Raw genomic sequence first — 23,746 nt, forward strand, 5'->3', positions numbered from 1 at the left:
CCTTTGAAAACCAATTTTGAGGGACTATTTCACCCGTCGCAGACTCTTGCTCCCCTGAACCTGTGCTGCAACTCGGAGTCGCAGGCCGTTCAGCCGGATGAAGCCGGTGGCGTCGTCCTGGTTGTAAGCTTTGGTGGGATCGGCCTCCATGGTCGCAATATGAGGGTTGTAAAGGCTGAGCTTCGATTTGCGGCCGGCAGCGTAAATTCCACCTTTGTACAGCTTTACGCGGACGGAGCCGGAGACATTCTGCTGGCTTTCCTCGACGAGGGCTTGCAGGGCAAGACGTTCGGGGGCGAACCAGAATCCGTAGTACACCAGTTCCGCATACTTGGGGATCAGTGAATCGCGGAGATGCATGACCTCCCGGTCCATGGTCAGGCTTTCGATCTGACGATGGGCGAACTGCAGGATCGCGCCGCCGGGCGTTTCGTACACGCCGCGGCTCTTCATGCCGACAAACCGGTTTTCCACCATGTCGACCCGTCCGACCCCGTGTTTGCCACCCAGTTTGTTCAAGGCACGCATGACCCCCAGCGGGTTGAGTTTCTTGCCGTTGACGGCGACACAGTCACCTTTGACGAAGTCCAGGGTGACATACTCGGACTTGTTAGGGGCGTCTTCCGGAGCGACGGAGAGCTTGAACATGCCCTTGTTCGCCGGGGCGAAAGCGTCGAACCACGGATCCTCCAGAATGCCGGCTTCGAAGGAGATGTGGAGGAGGTTCCGGTCCATCGAGTAGGGCTTTTTGGCGCTGGCCTGGACTGGAATCCGTTTGCGCGCGCAGTAGTCGATCATTTCGGCGCGGCCAGGGAATTCGGTCCGAAAGCGCTCGTCGCGCCAGGGCGCAATGATTTGTAGTCCGGGAGCCAGTGCGGCCGCGGTGAGCTCGAAGCGTACCTGATCATTCCCTTTGCCGGTGGCGCCATGGGCGATGGCATCCGCCTTTTCGATGCGGGCGATGTCCACCATGCGCTTTGCGATGAGGGGGCGGGCGATGCTGGTGCCCAGGAAGTACTGGTTTTCGTAGATGGCTCCGGCCCGGACCATGGGATAAATGAAGTCGCGAGCAAACTCCTCTTGCAGGTCATCGATGTAAATCTTGGAGGCTCCCGTTTGCAGGGCCTTCTTCTCCAGTCCCTTAAGCTCTTCCTCCTGACCGATGTTCGCGCAGAACGCGATCATCTCGGCGTCATACTTTTCTTTGATCCAGGACATCAGCACCGAGGTGTCCAGGCCGCCCGAATATGCAAGAACGATCTTCATAGATTGTTAAAAACAGGGGCGCATCATCCCGATTTGGCGCCCAGAGGAAAGGAGAAAAAGTGAGGGCTTGGTGACTTGGGCTGTTGGACCGATTTCGGGAGCTACTCTAGGGACAGCCATTCAGTCCGCGCAGATCCACACCATGGATGACATCCCAGCTGGGGAGGGTGTTGAATCGCGAAGGACGCAAAGGACGCGATGTCCGAGGGGGAAAGAAGAGTCCTGCCTGGGTCTTCCCTCGAGTTTCCCCATCGCGTCCTTTACTATGAATATGCCGAGGGAATCGATTCCCATCCCGTCGGAATGTACCGTGGTCCGTGTCGGCCCATCGGGAAATGGTCGGCTCCTACATGCCCCGTCCCCGATTGCCTTGCCCCTTTGCCTCCTTCCTTTGGGATTGTCTTGCCGGCGGCGAATCGCAACGATCGCGTCGCTTGAATTTCGGACGCAACATCGTCATCGCCTCGCTGCTGCTCGCGGCCGCCTGCATCGGCCTGCTTTGGTGGCGTCCTTCGCCACAGGTGACTCATCCCTCCGCTCCGCTGGTCGTGTATTGCGCCGCTGGGCTGAAACCGCCTGTTTCGGAAGTCGCCCGGCGCTACGAGGCCCGCTTCGGTGTGCCTGTGCAAATTCAGTATGGAGGCTCCGGCACGCTGCTCGCCAATCTGCGCGTGGCCGCGAAGGGGGATCTTTTCATCGCGGCCGACCAAAGCTACATGGATGCTGCCCGCTCGCAGCGTTTGGTGGATGAGGTGCTCCCGCTCGCCTACCTGACGCCGGTGCTGGCCGTACCGCGTGGCAACCCCAAGAACGTTCACTCGCTGGAAGATGCGATCGAAAAAAATCTCACGTTCGGTATGGCGAATCCTGACGCGGCAGCGGTTGGGAAGGTGGTTCGAGATCTGTTAGTGGCCTCGGGCGATTGGGCCATGTTCGAAAAGCGGGTTCGGGTCATGAAACCCACGGTTAACGACGTCGCCAACGACCTCAAGCTAGGGACGGTGGATGTGGGCGTCGTGTGGGATGCGACGGTCGCGCAGTATCCGGAACTGGACGCGGTTTCGGTGGTGGGCTGGTCGGGGGCTCGGCAGCAGGTTCAAAGTGGGATCCTGAAGTCGTCGCAGCAGCCTACCGCCGCCTTGAGATTTGCTCGATTCATGGGAGCCAGGGATGCCGGGCTCCTGGTCTTTGCCACCAACGGCTATCGGACGGTAGTCGGGGACTTGTGGGCGGAGCAGCCGGAACTGGTGCTCTACAGCGGAGGCATCAATCGCTTGGCCATCGAACCTACCTTGCGCGAGTTCGAGTCGCGCGAGGGCGTCAGGGTGAATCGGGTTTACAATGGGTGCGGCATTCTGGTTGCGCAGATGAAGGCGGGAGTGACGCCGGATGCCTTTCTGGCCTGCGATGCTTCCTTCTTTGAGGGGGTGAAGGAGCGGTTCGGTGTTCAGTCGGTGCTTTCGGAGACCGAGTTGGCGATCCTGGTGCAGAAGGGAAATCCGCGCGGACTGGTTCGAGTGGAGGATCTGGCTCGTCCCGGGCTGAAGGTGGGGCTCGGGCATCCGGTGCAGAGTGCGTTGGGAGGGTTGACGCAGCGGGCGCTGGATTCAATGGGGCTGTTGCGGACCGTTGGCTCCAATGTGGTGGTGCAGAGTGCCACGGCTGACCTACTGGTCAATCAGCTGAGAGCTGGGGGGCTTGACGCAGCCGTGGTCTTTCGTTCGAACACCACGCCGGTTAAGGACCATTTGGATGTCGTGGAGTGGGATCGATCGAACATCACGGCGACCCAGCCTTACGCGGTGAGCCTCACCTCCTCCCACCGCCTGACGGCGGAGCGCCTGTCGGATGCGCTTCACTCGGCTTCCTCTCGTCAGGCGTTTAAGCGCGCGGGCTTTCGGTGGCGGGCGGGCGGAGGGACTCCATGAGTTTCCTTCCCGAGAAAAGCCCAAGCCCACCTCACAGCCCTCCCGGCGGTCACCTGCCTCCGGGAGCCAGTGGGCGGGACCGAGTTTTCTTTGCCTGTCTGTGGATTCTGGGTGGGGTCTATCTGGTGCTGATTCTCGCCATGCTGATTGCCGATCTCACCTACACGTCACCATCGCATTTTCTTCAAGCGCTCCGCAGTCCGGAGATCCGCTATTCCATTAGGCTGAGCCTCCTGAGCTGCACGCTCACGACCGTCTTATCCCTGTGGGTGGCGGTTCCGATAGGCTATTTGATGTCGCGAACCCATTTTCGTGGCAAGGGGTTGGTTGACGCGCTGCTCGACATTCCGATTGTGCTTCCTCCGCTGGTGATCGGACTCAGTCTGCTCATCCTTTTCCAGACTCCTCCAGGCAAGGCTTTGGAACGATGGATCTCGGTGACCTATGCCATTCCCAGTGTGATTCTGGCTCAGTTTATGGTGGCGGCGGCTTTCGCGGTCCGCACGCTGCGGGGGACCTTTGACCACATCAGCCCGCGGCAAGAGCAGGTGGCGATGACACTGGGATGCAGTCGTTCCCAAGCTTTCTGGCTCATCGTCCTTCCCGAGGCTCGACGGGGATTGCTAACGGCTGCGACCTTGGCCTGGGCCAGGTCTCTCGGGGAGTTCGGACCCATTTTGATTTTTTCGGGGGCGACCCGATTCAAGACCGAGGTGCTGCCGACCACTGTTTTCCTAGAACTCAGCGTGGGGCATCTGGAGGCCGCGGTTGCGGTGTCGCTCCTGATGGTGATGGCCGCGGTGGCGGTGTTGCTGCTGATTCGGGCTTTCGGCGGGAGCCGATCCTTGGAGCAGGGGGTGCGGCCATGATCGACGTCGAGCGTCTTTCGGTGACCGCTGGGCAGTTCGGACTCCAGAATATCTCCTTCCGAGTCGCGGCGGGGCAGCATGCGGTCTTGATGGGGCGGACAGGTGCGGGCAAGACCACGCTCATGGAAGCCATCTGCGGGCTTCGTCCTACCGTGGGGGGAAGTGTGCGCCTGCGGGGACGAGACGTTACACGCGAGGCTCCGGGCGCGCGCGGGATTGGATTAGTCCCTCAGGACGGAGCCCTGTTTCCCCACCTCTCGGTGCGCGAACATCTCAGCTTTGCCCTGGCTTTGCGCCGATGGGATCCCCGGCGCATCGAGGAACGGACTGCGGAACTGGCCGAGTGGCTTCGCTTGGGAAACTTGCTCGACCGACATCCTCAGGGTCTCAGCGGAGGCGAGATTCAGCGCGTCGCGCTGGGACGCGCCCTTTCGTTCCATCCTGAGGTCCTGTGCCTCGACGAACCGCTGAGTGCTTTGGATGAGGAAACCCGCGAGGAGATGTGTCAATTGCTCCAGTCGGTGCGCAAGCTGTCGGGGGTGACGATTCTTCATGTGACCCATAGCTTGTCGGAAGCGCGTCGGTTGGCGGACTGCGTCCTTAACCTAAGGGATGGGCAGGTGATCCCTACGTTCAACGAGGCCTATGGACACTGAGCCGGCTTCTGGCAGCAGGCCGGATCCTCGGGCCGCGAGGGTGTCGGCTTCCGAACCCTTCCTCAGTGAGGCGGAGCGCGACCGATATGGCTGGCAACTTCCGGTGACCGGGTTTGGGGAGGCTGGGCAAGTGCGGTTGAAGCGCGCGACAGTTCTGGTGTCCCGCTGTGGCGGGCTCGGCGGATCGGTGGCTTACCAACTGGCGGCCGCGGGAGTGGGGCGCTTGATCCTGGCGCACGCCGGGGATTTGAGGCTCGACGATCTCAATCGGCAGATTCTGATGACCCACGATTGGGTGGGCAAACCTCGTGTCGAGTGCGCGGCGCTCCGGCTGAAGCAACTGAACCCAGGGCTGGAGGTCGAGGCGTTTCCCGAGAATGTGACACCGGCCAATGCGGATCGCTTGGTGGGAATGGCAGATCTCGTGGTCGACTGCGCGCCTTTGTTCGCGGAACGCTACGCGATGAATCGGGCCGCGATGCGATTGGGAAGACCGATGGTAGAGGCGGCGGTCTATGAGTTGGAGGCGCATCTGACGACGTTTGTCGCCGGACGGACCGGGTGTCTTCGCTGCCTCTATCCGGAGCCTTCCACGACCTGGGAACGGCGCTTCCCGGTGTTCGGCGCGGTTGCGGCCACCGTGGGAGGAATGGCGGCGATGGAGGCGATCAAGGTGTTGGCGGGCTTCGGAGAACCGCTCTGGGGGCGACTGCTCGCTTTTGATCTGAGAGCTTTCAACTTTCGACAGTATCGAGCGCCTGCCCGCGAAGGATGTCCCGATTGCGGTGGGGGGAGGGGGAGGGTAGAAGGATAGGTTTAGGCCTCGGCCTATGGAGTTCCTGCTTGAGCAGGTTTGGCGCGCGGACTTGCTTCGTGGCCACATCCGCCTGAAGGCGGAACTCCGTACGGGGATTGGCCCCTCGGGGTATGGAGTTCCTGCTTTAGCAGGTTCGGCGCGCGGGCTTGCTTCGTGGCCCCATCCGCCTGAAGGCGGAACTCCGTACGGGGATTGGCCGCTCGGGGTATGGAGTTCCTGCTTCAGCAGGTTCGGCGCGCGAGCTTGCTTCGTGGCCGCATTCGCCTGAAGCACTCTCACTCCGGGACCAGTCGATAGAACTGGCTGGCTGAACCGGCGGGTGGCGTTTCGGTGAGATGCTCCACGCGCGCGTTCGCTGCTGACGGTAGAGTGCGTACGGCGCTCCAGGAGCCGGTGTCCAATCGCGCTCGTGATTGCAGTTGATGTGGCCTCCCTCCGGGGACCACGGCGCGGAGATCCAGCGTGCCGTCGTTGTTTACGTCGATTTCCAGCTGCGGGGTGATGTCGGCAGCGGTCCCGGGGCTTCCCCCCTGACTGCTGCTGGATTGCCAGTTCAGCGAGGTGTTGGCGGATCCTTGGAACGACAATCGTTCGAGGGATTTGCCCTGCCCGTCGGCACTCTCCGGCCACTCGCCACTATCCCCATAACGCACTTCATCGATCACGGTTCCAAAGCTATCCGCCAGCCGCAGCCATTCGCCGCTGTTGTCCAGGGATCCGGTGTACCCGCCTGCGATCCGGGTGGAGTTCGGATAGCGGAACGAGAAGGCGGCGAGGTTCTTGACTACCACCACGCGTTGGCCTGGTTCGAGCTGAGAGATGTTCAACCCTTGGAAAGTGAAGCGCACCCCGGATACGAACTGAGCGCCTTTCAGAGAGACTGGTGCAGCGCTGATATTGGCGATCTCCACGAATTCGAACTCGTCCGAGTCATTGAACCCGGCGGCGATCTCCGCTTCGGTGGGATCGGAGGGATGATACATGATCTCGGAGATTCGCAGGCCGTCGAACTGTGGACGATCGCTGAAGGTGGCGTCGATCTCGATGGAATCGGCTCCCACGACCGCTCCGCTGCGGTCGAAAGCGGTCAGGGAAAGGATATTGGTTCCCGGTGCCAACGCGACCGGGAGTTGCCATGTGGCCGCATCCAGCCAGGCCAGCTCCACCTCATTGGAGGTGGTTCCGAGGGTGACCTTGAAGACGTCGACCCAACCCCGTCCGGAGATGATCCCGACTGGAGAGTTGGTGCTGAATGATTGTCCGCCATTGCTGGTGATCTCGAAGGGAATCTGCTTGCCGATCTGAGTTCGAGCCGAGGTGCTGCGGTTGCCGATGTAGTCCAGATACCCGCTATAGCTTTCACCGGTCAGGTTCCCGTAGTGCTGCGTCCAGCGAGCCATGTAGGCGCGATTGAAGGTGGTGTTCAGCAGGTGAAGAATGTTCCCGTAGTAAACCCGGCGGTAGACCGGAAGGTTGAAAATCTTGGATAAATTCTGAATGCCGATGAGCGGCGAGCCGGTATCCCTTTGGAATGGGAAGCTCCAGTCGTTTTGAAGAGCGAGCATGCGCCCATCCGTTGGCCGAACCATGTAACCCAAGTTGTGAGGGTTCTCCACGGTGTAGACATCGGCCACCCCGCACAGCGATTGCAGGCCGAAGACCTTGGACCATTCGTCGACGTCCATGACGGCAGGCACGTTGCGCTGGAGATTTGTCCCGGTCATGCCGAAGACTTTGCTCAGGGCGATATACCGTGAGTAGTCATCCTGGGCGCGACGGTTGGAAATCATGGTCGTCCACCGGTACTGCTCCTGGTCGTTCCCTTGATCGATCAGGTCGAAGGATTGGACCCATCCAATCGGTATCGCCAGTTTGTATCCCTCGGGAGTGCCGTTATCAGTGGTAGTGAACTCGCGAATCCCCTCCATCTTGTAGACCTGGGCGGACTGGCCATCGAACTGGGACTTGGCCCAGATGTCGTCGTCGTTGCCGAATAAGATCCGGGTGACGCTTCCGGACCCCAGGGGCGGGCTGACCAGGTAGGCCAGGTCATCGTAGTTGCCCGGCACATCGGGCGCGTTGGCGAGCATGTGACGGCAGACGATCTCGCCAAGGTCGCGCCGTCGTAGAATCAGGGAGGTGCGGATCCCACGATAGGGGTGATCGGCTGGAAATCGCAGGGTGAAACTGTTGTTGTCCGCGGTCTGGCGGCTGTGCATGCTGCCATGAAGCCGGAACCCGCCACCATAGATGACTTCTTTCTCGCCGAGAACGATGGTGCATTCCACGAAATCATCGCTTAGCAGATTGGTCATGGGCATGAGTCCCTGCGCCTCCTTCGGATCGGCCAGGATCCTCAGGAAGGGAACACGTGCGGAGGGCAGTGTGTTCTCCACCTTGATATAGGCTCGGGAGTTGGTTCCGCCCGGCGGATACAGGCTGGTCACATTCAGGCCATCCGTCGCGGAGATATAGAACTGCAATTGAACGACATTTGATTGCCCGGGGAGGGTGGCTTCATAGAAGCCCGTGGATGACAGCGTCATGTTCGTGCGGTTCCAGGCTTTGCCCGTTGCCGCATAGAACAGGGTCATCTCGGTTACGCCATCCGGATCGTCGGCCTGGACTCGTACGGTGACGGGTGTGCGGAACCGAGGGACTGCCGGCTCATGCGCCAGGCACTTAAAGGTGGGACCGGAGTTCGCGACGAAGCGTGAGTTGCGTCGCCCGGGCGTTCCATGCTGGGCGGGGAGGCTCAGACGTGTGGTGGCTGCGACCTTATTGTAGTAGAGTTCGGCACGCAGCAAGGGGGATCCTGAAATCCATTTGGCATCGAAAGAGATCTGGTATTCCCTTCCCGCGACCACCGGCGCGGCCAGGGTGCCGTTCTTGAGCGTCGTCTCGATGATATTGTTGAGATAACTCCCTGGTCCGGTCGCCACCAGGCGCAGGACCCGATTGCCCGGATGATCGGGGTCCGAGTCCACGAAGGTGTGGATATGGGTTCCGGTCTTGCGCCATTTGGTGAACCCGGTCTCGAAGGTGCCGTTTTGGATCAATTCTTTGGGGGTGAACCCCGGCTCTTCCACCACGGACACGTTGTCGATGAGCGCCTCGCCGGAATCTAGGAGGCAGAGACGCAGTTCGTTAAATCCGGAAATGGCGGGGGTGAAGGCGGGTGTTATGGCGGTGGCACGAATGCTGTAGCGCTGCCACGGCGAGGCTCCGGATTCATCGCTTGCTTGCCAGGACTCCGGCACGGCGTTGTCGGCCCGCGGATCGGTGAGTTCCAGGCTGGAGCCGCCCCCATCGGCCGCTTCCGGCCAAGGGCTGCGACCGTAGTAGCGAACTTCGTCGGCCGGATTATGATGCGCATCGAGCAGCAGGATTCTCTCCGACGAGTCAGAGAGCTTGCCTTGGTAATCTCCCAGAATGGCGATGCCTGGGTAGTGAGCGCGCAGTGGTGCGGCATCCCGCGCCACGACCAAAAATCCTCCGGCCGGAATAACCGTCCCGTTGGGAAACTGGAACTCAACCGCCTCCGCCAACCGCCATCCGCTCAGGTTGACTGGGTCGGTAGAGCGGTTGTAGAGCTCGATCCATTCCTCCTCGTTCTCGGCAAACGGCTCTCCTGGCGTGCCCGGTGCGAGCGTTTCACTCAGGTGAAGTCGCGCCGCCATGAGGAAGTCAGCTGATGCATTGGTGACTGCTTGATGCACCTCCACCGCGAGCGTGTTTCGGCCCAGGACGAGTGCGTCAGCAGCAATGGGGAAGGGGAGCGACATGCTCGCTGTCCCGATGTTGGTGATGGCTCGGGTGGTGGACGTGACCGGTCCATTGGTCAGGTTTCTCCGTAGCACCTCTCTTCCATTGAGATAAAAAATGGCTCCATCGTCGATCAGCGAGGTGAGCAAGAGATTGAACTGGGCTGGCTTGGCGGCCACTTCGAAATCGGTGCGAAAGTAGATCGTGGTGCGGCCGTTGGCAGAGATTGGCGTCTTGATTGGTAACGGCAGCGTTCCGGTCATCATGCCGAGTGGCGCGGGTCCGTTTGACCAGGCGGTCACATCGAAGTTGGGCTCCCGCCAGGCCTGGCCTTGATCCGGGGACTGATTGTCGTAGCTCCAAAGGCTATCAAACCCCACCAGCAGCGTATTGGTCGTGGAGGGGGAAGTGCCGGCTCGGGGGTAGGAGGGAGCGCGATGATACATGATTTCGTTGATCACGACTCCCTCCTGCCAGTCGAATTGATTCGGAGCTCCGGGAGTGGCGGTCGACGGTCGGAACCATTCGCCGCGGGGATCGACCTCCCGGCGAGCCTGCAGCAGACCAGCCACGGTGGCCGAATCGATCCAGGACTTCTGGTCGGCCGAGATCAGGTGCAGCCGATCGCCCGCTTCCGGCGCGGCTTCGGAGGCAGGCCATGGGATGAGAAAGGTCTGCTTCGGTCCCACCTGGGTGGCGGGAAGAGTGGCCACGGCTCGGGAGCCACGCCGGATCTGGACGCCGGTCAGGTCGGCGGGCGTTTCGCCGTCGTTGTAGAGTTCCATCCAGAACGGCTGCACGAGGGCCGATGGCAGTTCATGGAAGGAGACTTTCAGGACATCCGTGTCGACCGGCAGTTCACTCACTCGCAACTGGGCGGTGAAGAGCAGGTTGGTCTCCTGTGCGCTCCGGTTCAGCGCCTGAACGGCCAGCACATTCGGGCCGGACTTTAGTACGGCGACGTGGTTGGAAAGGTTGATCGACTCGGTTCGAACCGCGGTCAGTGGGGGGCGGTCATCGGTCGCGGCGGAGTTCCAGTCCAACAGAGTGGGGGCGTTTCGGCGGGCGATCTCCCGCCCGTTGAGCCAGGCCACGAATCCGTCGGCGTATTGGACGTCGAAGTTCAAACCGCTGTAGTTGCCTCCCGACGGCAGCGCGAACGGCGTTCGCAGCCACAGCGAGCTGTTGATTCCAGCCAGCACGGAGCGGACGTCCGTGCCGATCAATGAACCCAGGCCATTGAGGAGCAGTGGGGAGGCACCGCCGGCCAGGGCAGCGATCGCCTCGGGCGACAGCTCTTCATGCCAGATGCCGATGCCAGAAAGCTGCCCATCGAAAAAGGACGGGCTTTCCCCTCCGTTGCTGCCGAACCGCCACTGATCACCCCCGCTCCACAGGTTTCCGATCGTCCGCTCGGATCCGTCCCGCACACCGTTCAAGAATAGCTTCATCGATCCCCCGTTCCGTGCGGTGATGGCGACGTGATACCAACGGCTGCGAACCAGCACATTGGTGCCGGCGACCAGTTGGCCCGCTCCGTCGAAGACATAATGCTGGAGCTTGCCGCCTGAGGCCATTCGGAGCTGATGCGACCATGTCGCGGTGGGACCGGCGGCATCGGTTCGCACCACCAGGCTGCAGACCCGGATAGAGTCGAAACGCACCCATCCCGCGATGGTGTAAGCAGCGGGATCAACCGGGTCCGGTATCTGGAGGTAGGCACTGGTGCCAGAGAAGTCGGTGGAGCGAGTCTGAGCGGATCCTGGGGGGACGTTGGTGGAGAAGGTGGTGGACGTAGAAATGGCATCGAAACCATTGCCCGAACCATCCGCCAGAGTGCTATCGAGTGAATAGTAGCGCTCGACGGGTGCGTTCGTGCCGGCCGAGATCCCGGAGAGGTCGTAGCCCACCGCACTGGTTCCGGGGAGCCAGGAGCTATCATCGAAGGAAACCTCGGTCCAGGCGTTCGCGGCGACACTGGCGGTTGGCACGAGGTGACGGCTGGGAGATTCACGTCCGACGAGGGTCCGGGTCGTCGCCGGTGCGCCGTCGAGGAACGGAAAATTAACCCGGCCTGGCGTCCCCCCGAGTTGGGAGCTGGCGCGCCAATTCGAGGCCGGGCCGCTAGGAGTCAGTCGCCTCGTCTTGGCGAGACTCGCTCCGGACCCGTCGGCACCGGGTGGCCAGGGAGAATCGTCGCTGTAGCTGATCTGATCCATGAGTCTGCCGTTGTGGTTGCGGAGTGTGATCTGGTCCCCGGCGTTGTTCAGCTTACCCAACCAGGGACCGCGGGCGGTGGTGATCCCGTAGCGTTGCTCCAGGTGGGAGGGAGAGGCGGCCACCAGGACATAGCCGCCCGCGGTCAGCACCGTGCCGGGTGTGAATCGGAACCGGACCCCACCGGTCAGCTCCCAATTGGAGAGGTCGACATCCACCGCCATTTGGTTGTGCAGTTCGATCCACTCCTCAGCGGGATCGTCACTTTGTGAGTGGTACATGATCTCGTTGAAGACCGCCACACTATCGGCGGGCACTTCGTTTTCCGGGGCTGAGGTTGCGCCTTCTCCGTGGTAAAGTCCGAAGGCCAGCAGGCTCAGGACCATCCAAGCCGGAGCACGAAGAGTAGGGTGGCAGGTATTCATCACAAATTGAGACATGAATGGGATCTGGCCAAGAGAGTGGCAAAATATGAGAAAAAATAAAGCTTTAGATTTCCTTTGGCCTGGCCAAGCAGCTTGATCCATGATTCCGGTCACTGAACTGACATTATGGCTCAGATTCCGATCATTATGCCGCAGCTTGGCGAGTCCATCGCCGAGGCAACGCTTATTCGGGCCTTGGTTGAGGTTGGGGATTCCATTTCGGCCGATCAGGATGTGCTGGAGGTAGAGACGAACAAGGCCACCTTGACGGTCCGCGCCCCGGCCGCCGGGCAGTTGGCGGACATCCAGGCATGTGTGGGTGAGAGCTATCCGGTCGGGTCCGTTTTGGGACACCTGGAGGTCAGTTCGACGGAGCTGGACCGCTTGGGGCTAAGTCAAGTCACGACGAGTGGGCGACCGGGTGCCAATGACTCACATAGCGGAGCCACCGTGGCGAATGGGGCCAGCCGACAAGCGCATGTGGAGCCGACCGTGCGTGGGCTTCCGGTGCCGGCCAACGTGGGTGGAGCGGGTTATATGTCTCCGCGGATGAAGGCGCGCATGGCCGAGTTGGGCCTGCATGCCGCTGACCTGGCCGGCGTGGCCGGCAGCGGGGCCGCTGGGCGGGTGACCATTGAAGATTTCGAGACCTTCCTGGCCCAGCTCGAGAAGCATCGGACCAGTCCCGCTTCAACGATGCGCGTGGCGGTGGCGGATGCCATGCGCCGCAGTTGGTCGCGTCCGTTGGCAACGGTGGCCCTTCCCATTTCTATCGATGCGCTCTTGGCGCATCGCCGGCAGTCGGATCCCAAGCCGGGTCCCGCGCTTTATGCATTGCGCGCCTTGGCCGTTGCCTTGGCGGAGAACAGTGCTCCGGCCGGCCGGTTGGTCGGGAACCGTCTGGTTCATCCCACGAGCATTGACCTGGGGTTTGCGGTGGAGGCGGAGGACGGAGTGCTGGTGCCGGTATTGCGGCAGGCCGACCAGCGTTCCTTGAAAGATTTGGTCGACCGCTACAACGAATTGGTGGACATGGCTCGGAAGCGCCGATTGCCTCCTGATGCGACGGGGCAATCGATTGCCACTGTGACCAATTTTGGCACCTTCGGCCTGACGTGGGCGACTCCCATTCCCCTCCCGGAACAGACCATTGTATTGGGCATGGGGGCGGGACGGCGGGTCCCTTTTTGGGATGAAGCCAAGCAACAGTTCGTTCCGGTGATGGAGGCTAACCTGACGCTGAGCTTCGATCATCGGGTGCTGGATGGCGGCGCGGCGGGCCGGCTCCTGGCTCGCATCGCCAGCCTCATGCAGAAGCCGGAACTGCTCTAGGCGGGCATCTCGACAAACCGATGCTGCAGCTCGCCGTCGCGGGCTGAACACAGAAAGTAACCCTTCTCCTTGGAGCCGTCGTGATTGCCCCGAATGCGAGCGCAGCATCGGTTGGTGGTGAAGGCTACACCCTGGTCATTCTGTCTCAAGGTCAGCGCGTGGTAGTGACCGCTGAAGACCGCCTTCAAGTTGAACCCGCGGAACTTATCCAGCAGCGTGTTGGCATTGGTTGGACAGTAGTTCACCCCTTCCGCCAAAGGGAAATGGGTAAAGAGCACCGTCGGGCGACGGCGGCGCAGTTTGCGCAGATTCTTGTCCAGCCAATCCAGGGTGGCGGGTTGAATTGAGGTCTTCTCGTATTTCTGTCCTTCGGTGGTGTCGACCCCCACGAACTGCCAGCCGCGGTGGCGAAAGAGGTAGTTCAGCCGGTCCGGATGGGTCTCGGTATAAGCGGAGCGATCCGTAGAAGTGGCATAGTCGTGGTTGCCAATCTGCACAAAGAATGGTTTCCCCAGGTCCTCGAATGTCCTTTTGACCGCCTGATGGCTGCTCTGGGTTCCGAGATCAGTCAGATCGCCGAGGATGAGGGCGAACTCGGCGGTGTGGTGTGCTTTGAGCTGGGCGACGACTTTTTTCAGCCAGGTGGTGCACTCCGGAGCGACGTGGTGGAGGTCGTTGAGGATCAAGAAATCGAAGGCGGAGGAGGATGCGGCGGCGGATGCGACGGCTCCCGGCCAGAACCCGGCGGCCAGCAAGGCCTGCGAACTCCAGCGGAGCATGGTGCGGCGGGAGACTGCTGGAATAGGCTTGAGCATGCACAGGCTTTAACGCTCCCGCCGGCCGTCAACAAGAGCAAAAAAAAGGGCGCACCGTGGTGGCGGTGCGCCCGTTGAATTCTGTTGGACCCGGCGGCTTAGTAGCGGTAGTGCTCGGGCTTGTAGGGACCGTCCTGCGAAACGCCAAGATATTTGGCCTGCTTGTCGGTCAGCTTCGTGAGCTTCACGCCGATTTTCTCGAGGTGGAGCCGGGCGACCTCTTCGTCCAGCTTTTTGGGCAGACGGTAGACCGCCACCTGGTAGCTGTCCCGGTTCTTCCAGAGGTCCAGCTGCGCCAGAACCTGATTCGAGAAGGAGTTGGACATCACGAAGCTCGGGTGCCCGGTGGCACAGCCGAGGTTCACCAGGCGACCTTCAGCCAGCATGTAGATGCAGTTGCCCTTGGAGAAGGTGTAACGGTCCACCTGCGGCTTGATGGTCAAGCGCTTCACGCCCGACTTCTTGTTCAGACGATCCACCTGGATCTCGTTGTCGAAGTGGCCGATGTTGCACACGATGGCTTGGTCCTTCATCTTCTCCATGTGCTCGAGTGTGATCACATCGCAGTTGCCGGTCGTGGTGACATAGATGTCCGCCTCGCCCAGCGTGTCTTCGATGGTCGTGACCTGGAAGCCTTCCATCGCCGCCTGGAGGGCGTTGATGGGATCGATTTCAGTCACGATAACCCGTGCACCGAAACCGCGCAGTGAGTGGGCGCTGCCCTTGCCGACGTCGCCGTAGCCGCAGACGACGGCGACCTTGCCGGCGACCATGACATCGGTGGCTCGCTTAATGCCGTCCGCCAGAGACTCCCGGCAGCCGTAGAGATTGTCGAATTTCGACTTGGTGACCGAGTCGTTGACGTTGATGGCGGGGACGAGGAGTTTGCCAGCCTCGAGCATCTGATACAGACGATGCACACCAGTGGTCGTCTCTTCAGAAACGCCATGCCAGGACTTCACAACTTCGTGCCAGAAGCCGGGACGCTCCTTGGCGACACGCTTCAGCAAATCCTTGATGACCTGCTCCTCGTGGTTGCCGGAAGGGGTATTAACCCATTTGTCGCCCTTCTCGAGTTCGTAGCCTTTGTGAATCAGGAGCGTGACATCGCCACCGTCATCCACGACGAGTTCAGGGCCCTTGCCGCCGGGGTGGGTGACGGCATCCAAGGTGCATTCCCAATACTCTTCCAGCGTTTCACCTTTCCAGGCGAAGACCGGAATTCCGGCGGCGGCGATCGCAGCGGCCGCGTGGTCCTGAGTGCTGAAGATGTTGCAGCTGGCCCAGCGCACCGAGGCGCCGAGGTCCACCAGCGTCTCGATCAGGACAGCCGTCTCGATGGTCATGTGCAACGAGCCCGTGATGCGCACGCCTTTAAGAGGTTTCTGCGCGGCATACTTGCGTCGGATGGACATCAGGCCGGGCATTTCGTGCTCGGAGACATCGATCGTGCGGCGGCCCCAATCAGCCAGGGTGATATCCTTGACCTTGTAGTCTTTGAATTTGCCATTGCCGTTTTTACCGGCTTTCGCGCGGGTCGGCAGGAGTTTTACGGTAGCCATAGTATCGGTTTCTTAAGTGTTTGGACGTGTTTCAGTGCCAGGACCGCTGCGGGGGCAGTGCCTGGCCTCTGAAACGGTGTTACTTGACGGCCTTACGCAGAGCGGCGGCCTTGTCGGTCTTTTCCCAAGTGATGCTGTTGGTATCCGAGACCTTGCCGAAGTGCCCGTAATTGGTGGTCTTGGAATAAATGGGTCGAAGCAGGTTGAGCTGCTTGATGATGTGGGCCGGTTTGAAGCTGAACACTTCGCAGACGGCTTTCTCGATGACTTCGTCGGGAACCTTGCCGGTGCCGAAGGTGTTGACGCAGACGCTGACGGGGTCGGGATAACCAATGGCGTAGGCAAATTGGATTTCAGCGCTGGTGGCGAGACCGGAGGCGACAATGTTCTTGGCGACGTAGCGCCCCATGTAGGCCGCGCTGCGATCCACCTTGGAGGGATCCTTCCCAGAGAATGCGCCACCGCCGTGGCGGCCCATGCCGCCATAGCTATCCACGATGATCTTACGGCCGGTGAGGCCGGTATCGCCCTGCGGGCCACCGACCACGAACCGTCCGGTAGGGTTAATCAGAAAGGCGGTGTCCTTATCGAGCAGGCGCTTGGGCAAAACCTTCTTGATGATCTCCTCGATGATGAATTCTTTGATAGTCTTGTGTTTGACCTCTTCGGAGTGCTGGGTGGAGACGACTACGTTGGTGATGCTGACCGGCTGATCATCCACGTAGCGGACGGAGACTTGGCTCTTGGCGTCGGGCCGCAGCCAGGAAACCTTACCGCTCTTTCGGACACGGGTGAGTTCACTGCCCAGTTGGTGAGCATACATGATCGGCGCCGGCATCAGTTCCGGCGTCTCATTGCAGGCGTAACCGAACATCAGGCCCTGGTCGCCGGCTCCCTGTTCGTCGGTGTCCTTGCCCACCGCGGCGCGGGCGTCAACGCCCTGGGCGATGTCCGGGCTTTGGGACGTGATGGCGTTCATGATGAGCACCTTGTCGGCATGGAACACATCGTCATCGTTCACATAGCCGATCTCGCGAATGGCCTTGCGCGCAATCTCGTTGAAATCGAGCTTGGCCTTGGTCGTGATTTCGCCGCCTACAACCACCAGATTGCTCTTGGCATAGGTTTCGCAAGCCACCCGGCTGTGCTTGTCTTGGGCGAGGCAGGCGTCCAAAACGGCATCGGAGATCGTGTCGCAGACTTTGTCTGGGTGCCCTTCACCCACGGACTCCGAGGAAAAGATGTAATTCTTGCTCATGTTGTTGTGTTGTCTTTATTCAGCTGGACTGGAACGCATTCACGTATCTGGATTTGAAGATATATATGAACTAGCGCCGGTCAAACGGAATTTCCAAAAACTCTGTCTTTGTCCCCGAAACTGTTTTCTGTTTCTTGACTCCATCCCGATATCTCCAGGAGGATTCGGCCGGATCTTCCTGGCCTGAAGGGTTTTTCTTCGATGCGGCAGGTTGGGATGGACCGAGCGATGACCACCACACTTAAGTCTCTGCGAGCCTTGGCCGACCCCACACGGCTGCGGATCATTGCCCTTTTGGAGCGCGAGGAGCTGTCAGTCAACGAACTACAGGAGATCACCCGGCTGGGACAGTCGCGTATCTCGACGCATGTGGGCTTATTGCAGGACGCTTCGTTGCTGTGTTCGCGGAGGGACGGGAAACGGACCTTTTATCGTTCCAATCCTGAAGCGGACCCGATGGCCCGCGAGTTTCTGTTGCTCGCGGTGCGAGGGGCGAAGGAGTTGCCGGAATACGCGGGAGATCAGATCAATTTAAAGCGCGTGCTCAACCGTCGTCACGAGCAGGCTACGGTTTATTTCAACCAGATCGCCGGGCGTTTCGATCGGAGCTACGGTCCGGGTCGCTCTTGGCAAGCCTTTGGCCAGCTCCTGCTTAGGACCTTGCCGCCCTTGACGATTGCTGATTTGGGCTCCGGGGAGGGGCTTCTCAGTGAGTTGTTGGCTCGCCGGGCGAAGCGTGTTATTGCGGTCGATAACTCCGAACGTATTGTCGAGTTTGGAGCGGCGAAGGCCAAGAAGAATGGCCTCAAGAACCTCGAGTTCCGTCTGGGGTCCATCGAGAATCCACCCGTCGAGGATCAAAGCGTTGATTTGGTGGTATTGAGCCAAGCCCTGCATCATGCGGAGGTTCCGCTCCAAGCCTTGGCCGCGGCGTATCGCATGTTGAAGGCCGGCGGGCAAATGATGATCCTGGATTTAGCCGCCCATAAATTCGAGCGTGCCAAGGAGCTTTACGGCGACCGCTGGCTGGGTTTCGCGGAGAGCGATCTCCATGCCTGGATCGAGAAAGCTGGCTTCAAGCGGATCGAGATCAGCGTGGTAGCGCGTGAGGAACAGCCCCCTCATTTTGAGACGATTCTCGCCGTGGGTGAACGGCTTTAGGAAGTTGGGGGTCGTCGGGTCCGTCAAGACTTCACCGCCTGTCTCACCCCCCGGACCTCCCCCCAAAGGATGTTCCTTGCGCTTTGGGTCTCGGTGTCTAAACTAAGTTGGTCCTCTGTTCATCGGAGGATCAAGCAATCTATGAGCGATCGGAAAGTCTACTATCTCGACAACAATGCCACAACTCGCGTCGCACCCGAAGTGGTGGATGCCATGTTGCCGTTCCTACGCGAGCTTTGGGGGAATCCCTCGAGCGCGTACGGATTTGGCGCGCAGGTCCATCAACATGTCGAGAATGCCAGGGCTCAGGTCGCTTCGCTGATCAACGCGGATCCTAAGGAGATCGTCTTCACCAGCTGCGGCACCGAAAGCAACAACTCCGCGATCCATAGCGCGCTGATGCTGAGTCCCGCCAAGAAGCACGTGATCACCACTGCGGTGGAGCACTCTGCGAACATCAACTTCTGTGAGTTCCTCACCAAGCGTGGGTATGAAGTCACCTATCTCCCCGTCGAAGCCGACGGCTCGCTTGATGTTCATCTGGTGGAGAAGTCCATCCGCCCTGACACGGCCATCGTTTCGGCGATGTGGGCGAACAACGAGACGGGGGTGCTGTTCCCCATTGAAGAGATGGCTGCCATTTGCCGCAGCAAGGGTGTTCTCTTTCACACGGATGCAGTTCAAACCCCGGGCAAGCTGAAGATCGATGTCAAATCGCTGGGGGTCGATTTTCTGTCTCTCTCGGCCCACAAACTTCATGCCCCCAAGGGAATCGGGCTGCTTTACGTCAAGCGTCGCACCAAGTATCAGCCTTATGTGATCGGGGGACATCAAGAGCATGGGCGTCGAGGCGGTACGGAGAACGTTGCCAACATTGTTGGTTTCGGCCGCGCGGCTGAGCTGGCGATGGCTACGCTCTCGGACGAGAACACCCGCGTCCGCGCCTTGCGCGACCGCCTGGAGACCGGGATCATGAGCGCTATCCCGAATGTCTTGCGCAACGGTTCGCGCGACAACCGTCTTCCGAACACCACCAACCTCTGTTTCGAGTTCGTCGAGGCTGAGGCGGTTTTGCTGAAGCTGGACCTGCTCGGCATTTGTGCCTCCAGCGGCTCTGCCTGCACCACCGGCTCGTTGGATCCCTCCCATGTATTGTCGGCCATGGGCCTCACCCCGATGCGCGCGCGCGGCAGCGTTCGGTTCAGCCTAGGCATTTACAACTCGGATGAGGACGTCGACTACGTCCTGACGCATCTTCCGAAAATCATCACGGACTTGCGCGCCATTTCGCCGTTGAACCCGGAACACCCGGACAACGACAACTACGACATCGAATCGGCTCGTGCGAAGCACGAGGAGGATATGGCGAAGGCCAGCGCGTCGTAGCCGAGGGTCGGGAGGGCGGAGTTCAGTTGCGGATCGCGCCCCATCCATCATCAACCCTGCTTCAGGATGAGCCGGTAAAACGTTCCCACGCTGCCAGGATCCAGAGGGAATGTGCGGCGCAACTGTGGTTCAGACGAGGTGGGTGCCACGGTCTCAAGAACCTCCCACGGACCTTGCTCCAGGCTCTGCCGTCGTTGTAGCTCATAGACCTTGCCAGGTACTAGGGATGCTTGTAGGAGGAGTTGCGGGGATCCTGGATCCCCCTCGCTCAATGCGGTCAGGGCGAGGACGCTTGCGGGGTTCCGCGGATCGGTGCCTGCCAGGAATTCTAAGTAGTTGCTAGTGCCATCCAAGTCCGAGTCGATTCTAGATTCGTCGGTGGCGGTGCTGAATCCATACTGAGCTTCCCAGTCATCGGGCAGGCCGTCCGAGTCGACGTCGCCGCGATTGGTGCGTTCCGGGGTTCCGCCGATGACGAGCTTTTGAATCGTGCTGGAGCCGTCCGGCCGGCGTCCTTCGGAAACGCCGTCCGTCTGAGGACCGAAAGTGACGGAGTCAACCAGTTTGCCGGCCGGATCATAAAGCAGGATTGACTCGCCACTGCCACTGAGCCGGAAGCGGACGTGGTCAGCTCCCTGTTCCGGATCGCTGTCAGCCTGGAAACGAGTAAATGACCAGGGGGCGAGGAAGCTGAGCGCCGGCAACTGAGTGTTGGTGGGTTGATTCGCGGAGTCACTCAGATAGCAGCCGGACACAGCCACCGCTGCCAGTTGGGGATTGAAGAGCTCGAACCAGTCGGGCCCGGAACTCGGATTGGCCATCCACTCGTTGACGCGCACGGCCTCGAGACTGCCCAGCGCCTGCGACTGATTGACCTGCCCCGGGGTGGGGTGGGTGAGAGTCCAGACTCCCTCGGTATCCGCAATCCGGCCGATCGAATAGTTCGGAGGCTGCAGTCCGTAGCGGATCGAGTCCTGCTGGATCCAGCCTCCTTGGCCGTCGGGAGAATAAAGCCAGATTCCCCCTCCGCCGGGGCTAAGCTGGATGGGGGCGATGAATCCAGCGGGACGGTCGGGAGGGTTGCACCAGACGACGAGATGAGATTTCGGCCCCAGCAGAGTATCCGCGGGGAAAACGTATTGGGCGGGTGTGGCGGGATCGATCGTGAGAGCTGTCCCGGCAAGATCGGCCGTTTCGTTGGAGGCGTTGACCAGCTCGATCCAGTTGGGATGAGTGGCGCCGTGTTGGATCGCGGTTTGGTTGAACGCCATCAACTCATTAAGCCGGACTGTTCCTGTCCCGGTTTCCACGGTGACCTCGAGTTGCGCACCGAACACCACATCCGGGCTGGCGTTGGCGCGTTGGTGGACTTGAACGGCGATGAGGTTTTCACCCGTCACCAGGTTGGTGGTGGGAAGATTCAGCGGGAGTTCGAACGTGGCATCGGGAATATCGCGTGAGGCCGTCTGAGTGGGTGGGAGGGCGCCGATCGGGAAGAACGCGGACACGTTCACTCTCAGGGCCTCCGCTCCGTTCAAATAGTATACCGCTCCATCGTCGAGATAGTGTCGGACGCGGAGGGTTACCTTTTGGGGATCGGCCGGGAGAGTGAAACTTTTCCGGAAGTAGTACGTGCGAAAGCCCAGGGGGAGGGGAGTCTTGATGGGGGCGGTCAGCGTGGACGTGCTGACCCCGAACAGCCCTGCGCCCTGCTTCCAAGAGGAGTCATCGAAGGCATTTTCCCTCCACACCTTCGTGTAGTTGGTTCCCGAGTCGTCGTACTTCCAGGAGTCGTCGATGCCGATCAGCTGGAGTCGGCGAAAGTTACCCCCGTAGCGGAAGGAGGACTCCTGAGAAACGATGGAGGGATGCCCCTCGCCATCGAGGTGAACGACTCTCCAGAAATACTGCCGGCCGGGCTCCAGCTGTGCGAAGGGGATGGCTATGGACGTGCGAGCGACTTGGCTCGTCTGCGCGAAAACCGGAAATCGATAGCTTCCGTTTTCTGCCCGGATCTCCCAGTAGGTAGCTGTGTGGGCGGAGCCTGAAGCCAGGCTGTGCTCGTAGGCGCTGCTCACGAGCGACGCCGGGCCCACCACCGATTCACCTCCCGTGGGAGAGACGTTGACCGGACGCTTGGGGCGATGGAAGGTTCCGAACGTCTGGTCATTGATGGATTGCTGACGTGCGGGCGCATAGGTGATCAGGTTGGCATGGGTCAGCCCGTTGGCGGCCAGGGTGTCGGGATGCAACGCCGTGTTGTTCAGCCACCACAGACGTTGTTTGTATTCCTCCCGGAATGCCTTGAAAATATTGTCTTTGAACCAGTTTCCGTTCTCGCCATTGAAGATGGAACTGGTCACCTCGGTCAACTCACCGTCGAAATCCCAAGGCACCATGGTCCATAGACCGTTGGATTGCCTCCACTCCATGTGGTTATGGTAGGTATCATCCCGAACGCTCATCCACGCGCGAATCGCCACGTAGTCAATGGTTCGAGCGACATCCCACTTGGCGGTCAGATAAGCCCGGAGAGCCGGGATATCCGTGGCGGGCAAGGGCCCACGAGCGGCCCACATTTCGTCAATCATCGACTTCAGCGGGACGTAGCCTTCCCAGTCCTCGTTCTTCGTGGAGTAGACCCACTCATAACGTTCCAAAGGAGTCCACCCCTCGTTGGGCGGTAAGACTGAACCATCGGCCGGCCCGAACGGTCCCAGCACTTGGAAGCCGCTGGCCTTGTAGAGAAGTCCGGTCCCGGGTTTCGGTTGATCCGGATTTTGTACCTTCTCGGCGTCGGCCCAGCGTTGCAGCATCTCCTCGTCGTTCTCCTCGAACTCGATGCGGCTGACTCTTCCCTGGTTGTTGAGATACAAGTCCACAATGCGGGTTCGAACGGTGGGGAATCCGAGTGCCTCGAACAGTTGGTGGCCGAACATGTTTTCTGTCCCTTTGTCGAGGATCAGTATGGTGTTGTGGCCGGCCAGCTTCTTGTAAGCGGGCAGTTCCACCTTGAACGAGTTGCGTGAGAAATCACGCCGATAGAAACTCCCGCTGTGGCGGATTTCCACGTCGTAGATCTCTCCTCGGTAGGCGAGCACCGCGGGCTCCGTCAGGTTGAATCGGCCGATAGGCTTGGTCCCGAGGGGTGGATTCCAGCCCTGGCCCGGGTTGTCCTGCTGGTTCTTGACCAATTGGGTGAGCGTGTTGGTAGAGGCGAACAGGTCGTAGGCGTCGGTTGGGGACGTTCGGTTGGTGACCACGAAGAATCCGTTCCAGGCAAAAGGGTCATCCTCGCGGGGCAGGATTCGCTGTTCGAAGTTGCCCAGATCGGCGGTGGTTCGTTGGGCCATGATCCGATAGCGAATGATGCTTCGTGGAGCGAAGCCGGGGAGTGTCGCGCTCAGTTGGCTCGATGTGCCCGACATCTCGACGGAGTTGATGGTCTCGTTGGTCCGATTGATCTCATCCACGAAGTAGTCGACGCGAACCTTGCCCAGCTCGTTGGTGCCGGAAAGCGTGATCTCAACTCTGGCCGGTTTGCCGGCTTGAATGGGGAAAGCTTCCGTGTCCACCTGTGCGAGACGCACGCGGGTGGGCAGGGGCAGGGGTGTGGCGCGGGTGACCGCGTTGGGTTTTCCCGGGCTGGGATTCCCGGGAAAGGGGGAAGCCAGCCAGTTTGCTGGGTCGGCCGAGGGATGGCTAACGCTGACGCGTTCCAGCGAACGCCCACGGTACTGCCAGTCCAACGGATTGATGCCAGTCCAGCGCTCCGACGCACCAAAGCCATCTGCTCCTACGGCCCAGGGAAAAGTGGCCCCATAGGGAACCGCGTCTTGGATGGCTCCGGCGCCGTCTTTGAGGCGGACGGTCTCTCCGTCCCCGTTGGCCAGTGTGCCGGAGTAGGGGCCGTAGACGGCGCCTGCTAGACTCGGGTAGGCGCTCAGCGCCGTCAGGCGGGACGGCGCTTTCGCGACCACGACAAAACCCGAAGGGCCGATGACGCTGCCGTTGGGAAAAGTGAACAAAACCCCGCTGTCGAAGTGCCAGCGACTGAGGTCCACCGCCGTCGTGCCGGTGTTGTGCAGTTCGATGAACTCATGCACGTCCTCGCTCAGATCCAGCACGGGAAGCCCGTTGGTGTCGAACACGGCCTCCTCCACCGGGTGGTAGTGAATCTCGTTGATGATGACGCCCGCCGTCGCGGAAGCAGCGGACAGGAGTAAGCCAAGGCTGAAGATGGCGCAATGCGTGGAAATCATAGGCGCGTTTGATTTGAAAAGAGGTGA

At 60.5% G+C, this 23,746-nt stretch carries 13 protein-coding genes; 7 read left to right on the forward strand and 6 right to left on the reverse strand.

Translation table 11 applies throughout. The features are described from left to right. Positions 1 to 24: 24 nt before the first annotated feature. Positions 25 to 1,266: an argininosuccinate synthase gene (locus JNN07_02385; GenBank protein MBL9166572.1), complete on the reverse strand. Its 1,242-nt coding sequence runs from the start codon at positions 1,264 to 1,266 to the stop codon at positions 25 to 27. Between the two features lie 350 nt (positions 1,267 to 1,616). On the opposite strand from JNN07_02385, the gene modA reads away from it, so the two are divergent. From modA to JNN07_02405, 4 genes are read left to right on the forward strand one after another with little or no spacing between them, the layout of a single operon-like run. Further along, entirely contained in the window at positions 1,617 to 3,194 is a 1,578-nt protein-coding gene (gene modA / locus JNN07_02390) for a molybdate ABC transporter substrate-binding protein (GenBank protein MBL9166573.1), read from the forward strand. Beyond that, on the forward strand, positions 3,191 to 4,063 hold the full coding sequence (locus JNN07_02395) for an ABC transporter permease (GenBank protein MBL9166574.1): 873 nt from the start codon (positions 3,191 to 3,193) through the stop codon (positions 4,061 to 4,063). The genes modA and JNN07_02395 overlap by 4 nt, the downstream gene beginning before the upstream one ends. Further along, complete coding sequence (locus JNN07_02400; GenBank protein ID MBL9166575.1) at positions 4,060 to 4,719, forward strand: ATP-binding cassette domain-containing protein; 660 nt, start codon at positions 4,060 to 4,062, stop codon at positions 4,717 to 4,719. The genes JNN07_02395 and JNN07_02400 overlap by 4 nt, the downstream gene beginning before the upstream one ends. Next, entirely contained in the window at positions 4,709 to 5,533 is an 825-nt protein-coding gene (locus JNN07_02405) for a HesA/MoeB/ThiF family protein (protein MBL9166576.1), read from the forward strand. Before JNN07_02400 ends, JNN07_02405 begins: the two co-directional genes overlap by 11 nt. Positions 5,534 to 5,811: 278 nt before the next feature. On the opposite strand, the gene JNN07_02410 is transcribed toward JNN07_02405, so the two are convergent. After that, the gene (locus JNN07_02410) at positions 5,812 to 11,943 is read right to left on the reverse strand and encodes a lamin tail domain-containing protein (protein MBL9166577.1); all 6,132 of its coding nucleotides are present in this window, start codon (positions 11,941 to 11,943) and stop codon (positions 5,812 to 5,814) included. 126 nt (positions 11,944 to 12,069) lie between these two features. On the opposite strand from JNN07_02410, the gene JNN07_02415 reads away from it, so the two are divergent. Beyond that, positions 12,070 to 13,275, forward strand: coding sequence for a 2-oxo acid dehydrogenase subunit E2 (locus JNN07_02415; GenBank protein ID MBL9166578.1), 1,206 nt, complete (start codon positions 12,070 to 12,072; stop codon positions 13,273 to 13,275). Here JNN07_02415 and JNN07_02420 read toward each other — a convergent pair. The 3 genes from JNN07_02420 to JNN07_02430 form a co-directional block, all read right to left on the reverse strand. Continuing rightward, entirely contained in the window at positions 13,272 to 14,090 is an 819-nt protein-coding gene (locus JNN07_02420) for a metallophosphoesterase (protein MBL9166579.1), read from the reverse strand. The two genes, JNN07_02415 and JNN07_02420, sit on opposite strands and share 4 nt — an antisense overlap. 98 nt (positions 14,091 to 14,188) lie before the next feature. Then, the gene (locus tag JNN07_02425; protein ID MBL9166580.1) at positions 14,189 to 15,652 is read right to left on the reverse strand and encodes an adenosylhomocysteinase; all 1,464 of its coding nucleotides are present in this window, start codon (positions 15,650 to 15,652) and stop codon (positions 14,189 to 14,191) included. A gap of 79 nt (positions 15,653 to 15,731) precedes the next feature. Next, positions 15,732 to 16,910: a methionine adenosyltransferase gene (locus JNN07_02430; GenBank protein ID MBL9166581.1), complete on the reverse strand. Its 1,179-nt coding sequence runs from the start codon at positions 16,908 to 16,910 to the stop codon at positions 15,732 to 15,734. A 228-nt stretch (positions 16,911 to 17,138) separates the two neighbouring features. Between JNN07_02430 and JNN07_02435 the strand changes: the two genes are divergently transcribed. Together JNN07_02435 and nifS are read left to right on the forward strand one after the other, a co-directional pair. Beyond that, a complete protein-coding gene (locus tag JNN07_02435) occupies positions 17,139 to 18,071 on the forward strand; it encodes an ArsR family transcriptional regulator (protein ID MBL9166582.1) in 933 nt (310 codons plus the stop codon). Between the two features lie 141 nt (positions 18,072 to 18,212). Further along, positions 18,213 to 19,457 carry a cysteine desulfurase NifS gene (nifS, locus tag JNN07_02440; GenBank protein ID MBL9166583.1) on the forward strand — a complete coding sequence of 415 codons (1,245 nt, stop codon included), beginning with the start codon at positions 18,213 to 18,215 and terminating at the stop codon, positions 19,455 to 19,457. 50 nt (positions 19,458 to 19,507) lie between these two features. Here the strand turns inward: nifS and JNN07_02445 are convergent, their stop codons facing one another. Next, on the reverse strand, positions 19,508 to 23,719 hold the full coding sequence (locus JNN07_02445; protein MBL9166584.1) for a lamin tail domain-containing protein: 4,212 nt from the start codon (positions 23,717 to 23,719) through the stop codon (positions 19,508 to 19,510). Between the last annotated feature and the right edge of the window lie 27 nt (positions 23,720 to 23,746).

The sequence above is a fragment of the Verrucomicrobiales bacterium genome, from assembly GCA_016793885.1.
In the GTDB taxonomy this organism is placed as follows: domain Bacteria; phylum Verrucomicrobiota; class Verrucomicrobiia; order Limisphaerales; family UBA11320; genus UBA11320.

What these genes read in the sequence shown, in the direction of transcription:
- JNN07_02420 (MBL9166579.1), bottom strand. Translation starts at nt 14,090, where the DNA reads ATGCTCAAGCCTATTCCAGCAGTCTCCCGCCGCACCATGCTCCGCTGG.
- JNN07_02400 (MBL9166575.1), top strand. Translation starts at nt 4,060, where the DNA reads ATGATCGACGTCGAGCGTCTTTCGGTGACCGCTGGGCAGTTCGGACTC.
- JNN07_02405 (MBL9166576.1), top strand. Translation starts at nt 4,709, where the DNA reads ATGGACACTGAGCCGGCTTCTGGCAGCAGGCCGGATCCTCGGGCCGCG.
- JNN07_02385 (MBL9166572.1), bottom strand. Translation starts at nt 1,266, where the DNA reads ATGAAGATCGTTCTTGCATATTCGGGCGGCCTGGACACCTCGGTGCTG.
- JNN07_02415 (MBL9166578.1), top strand. Translation starts at nt 12,070, where the DNA reads ATGGCTCAGATTCCGATCATTATGCCGCAGCTTGGCGAGTCCATCGCC.
- JNN07_02410 (MBL9166577.1), bottom strand. Translation starts at nt 11,943, where the DNA reads ATGAATACCTGCCACCCTACTCTTCGTGCTCCGGCTTGGATGGTCCTG.
- modA (MBL9166573.1), top strand. Translation starts at nt 1,617, where the DNA reads ATGCCCCGTCCCCGATTGCCTTGCCCCTTTGCCTCCTTCCTTTGGGAT.
- JNN07_02445 (MBL9166584.1), bottom strand. Translation starts at nt 23,719, where the DNA reads ATGATTTCCACGCATTGCGCCATCTTCAGCCTTGGCTTACTCCTGTCC.
- JNN07_02425 (MBL9166580.1), bottom strand. Translation starts at nt 15,652, where the DNA reads ATGGCTACCGTAAAACTCCTGCCGACCCGCGCGAAAGCCGGTAAAAAC.
- JNN07_02435 (MBL9166582.1), top strand. Translation starts at nt 17,139, where the DNA reads ATGACCACCACACTTAAGTCTCTGCGAGCCTTGGCCGACCCCACACGG.
- nifS (MBL9166583.1), top strand. Translation starts at nt 18,213, where the DNA reads ATGAGCGATCGGAAAGTCTACTATCTCGACAACAATGCCACAACTCGC.
- JNN07_02430 (MBL9166581.1), bottom strand. Translation starts at nt 16,910, where the DNA reads ATGAGCAAGAATTACATCTTTTCCTCGGAGTCCGTGGGTGAAGGGCAC.
- JNN07_02395 (MBL9166574.1), top strand. Translation starts at nt 3,191, where the DNA reads ATGAGTTTCCTTCCCGAGAAAAGCCCAAGCCCACCTCACAGCCCTCCC.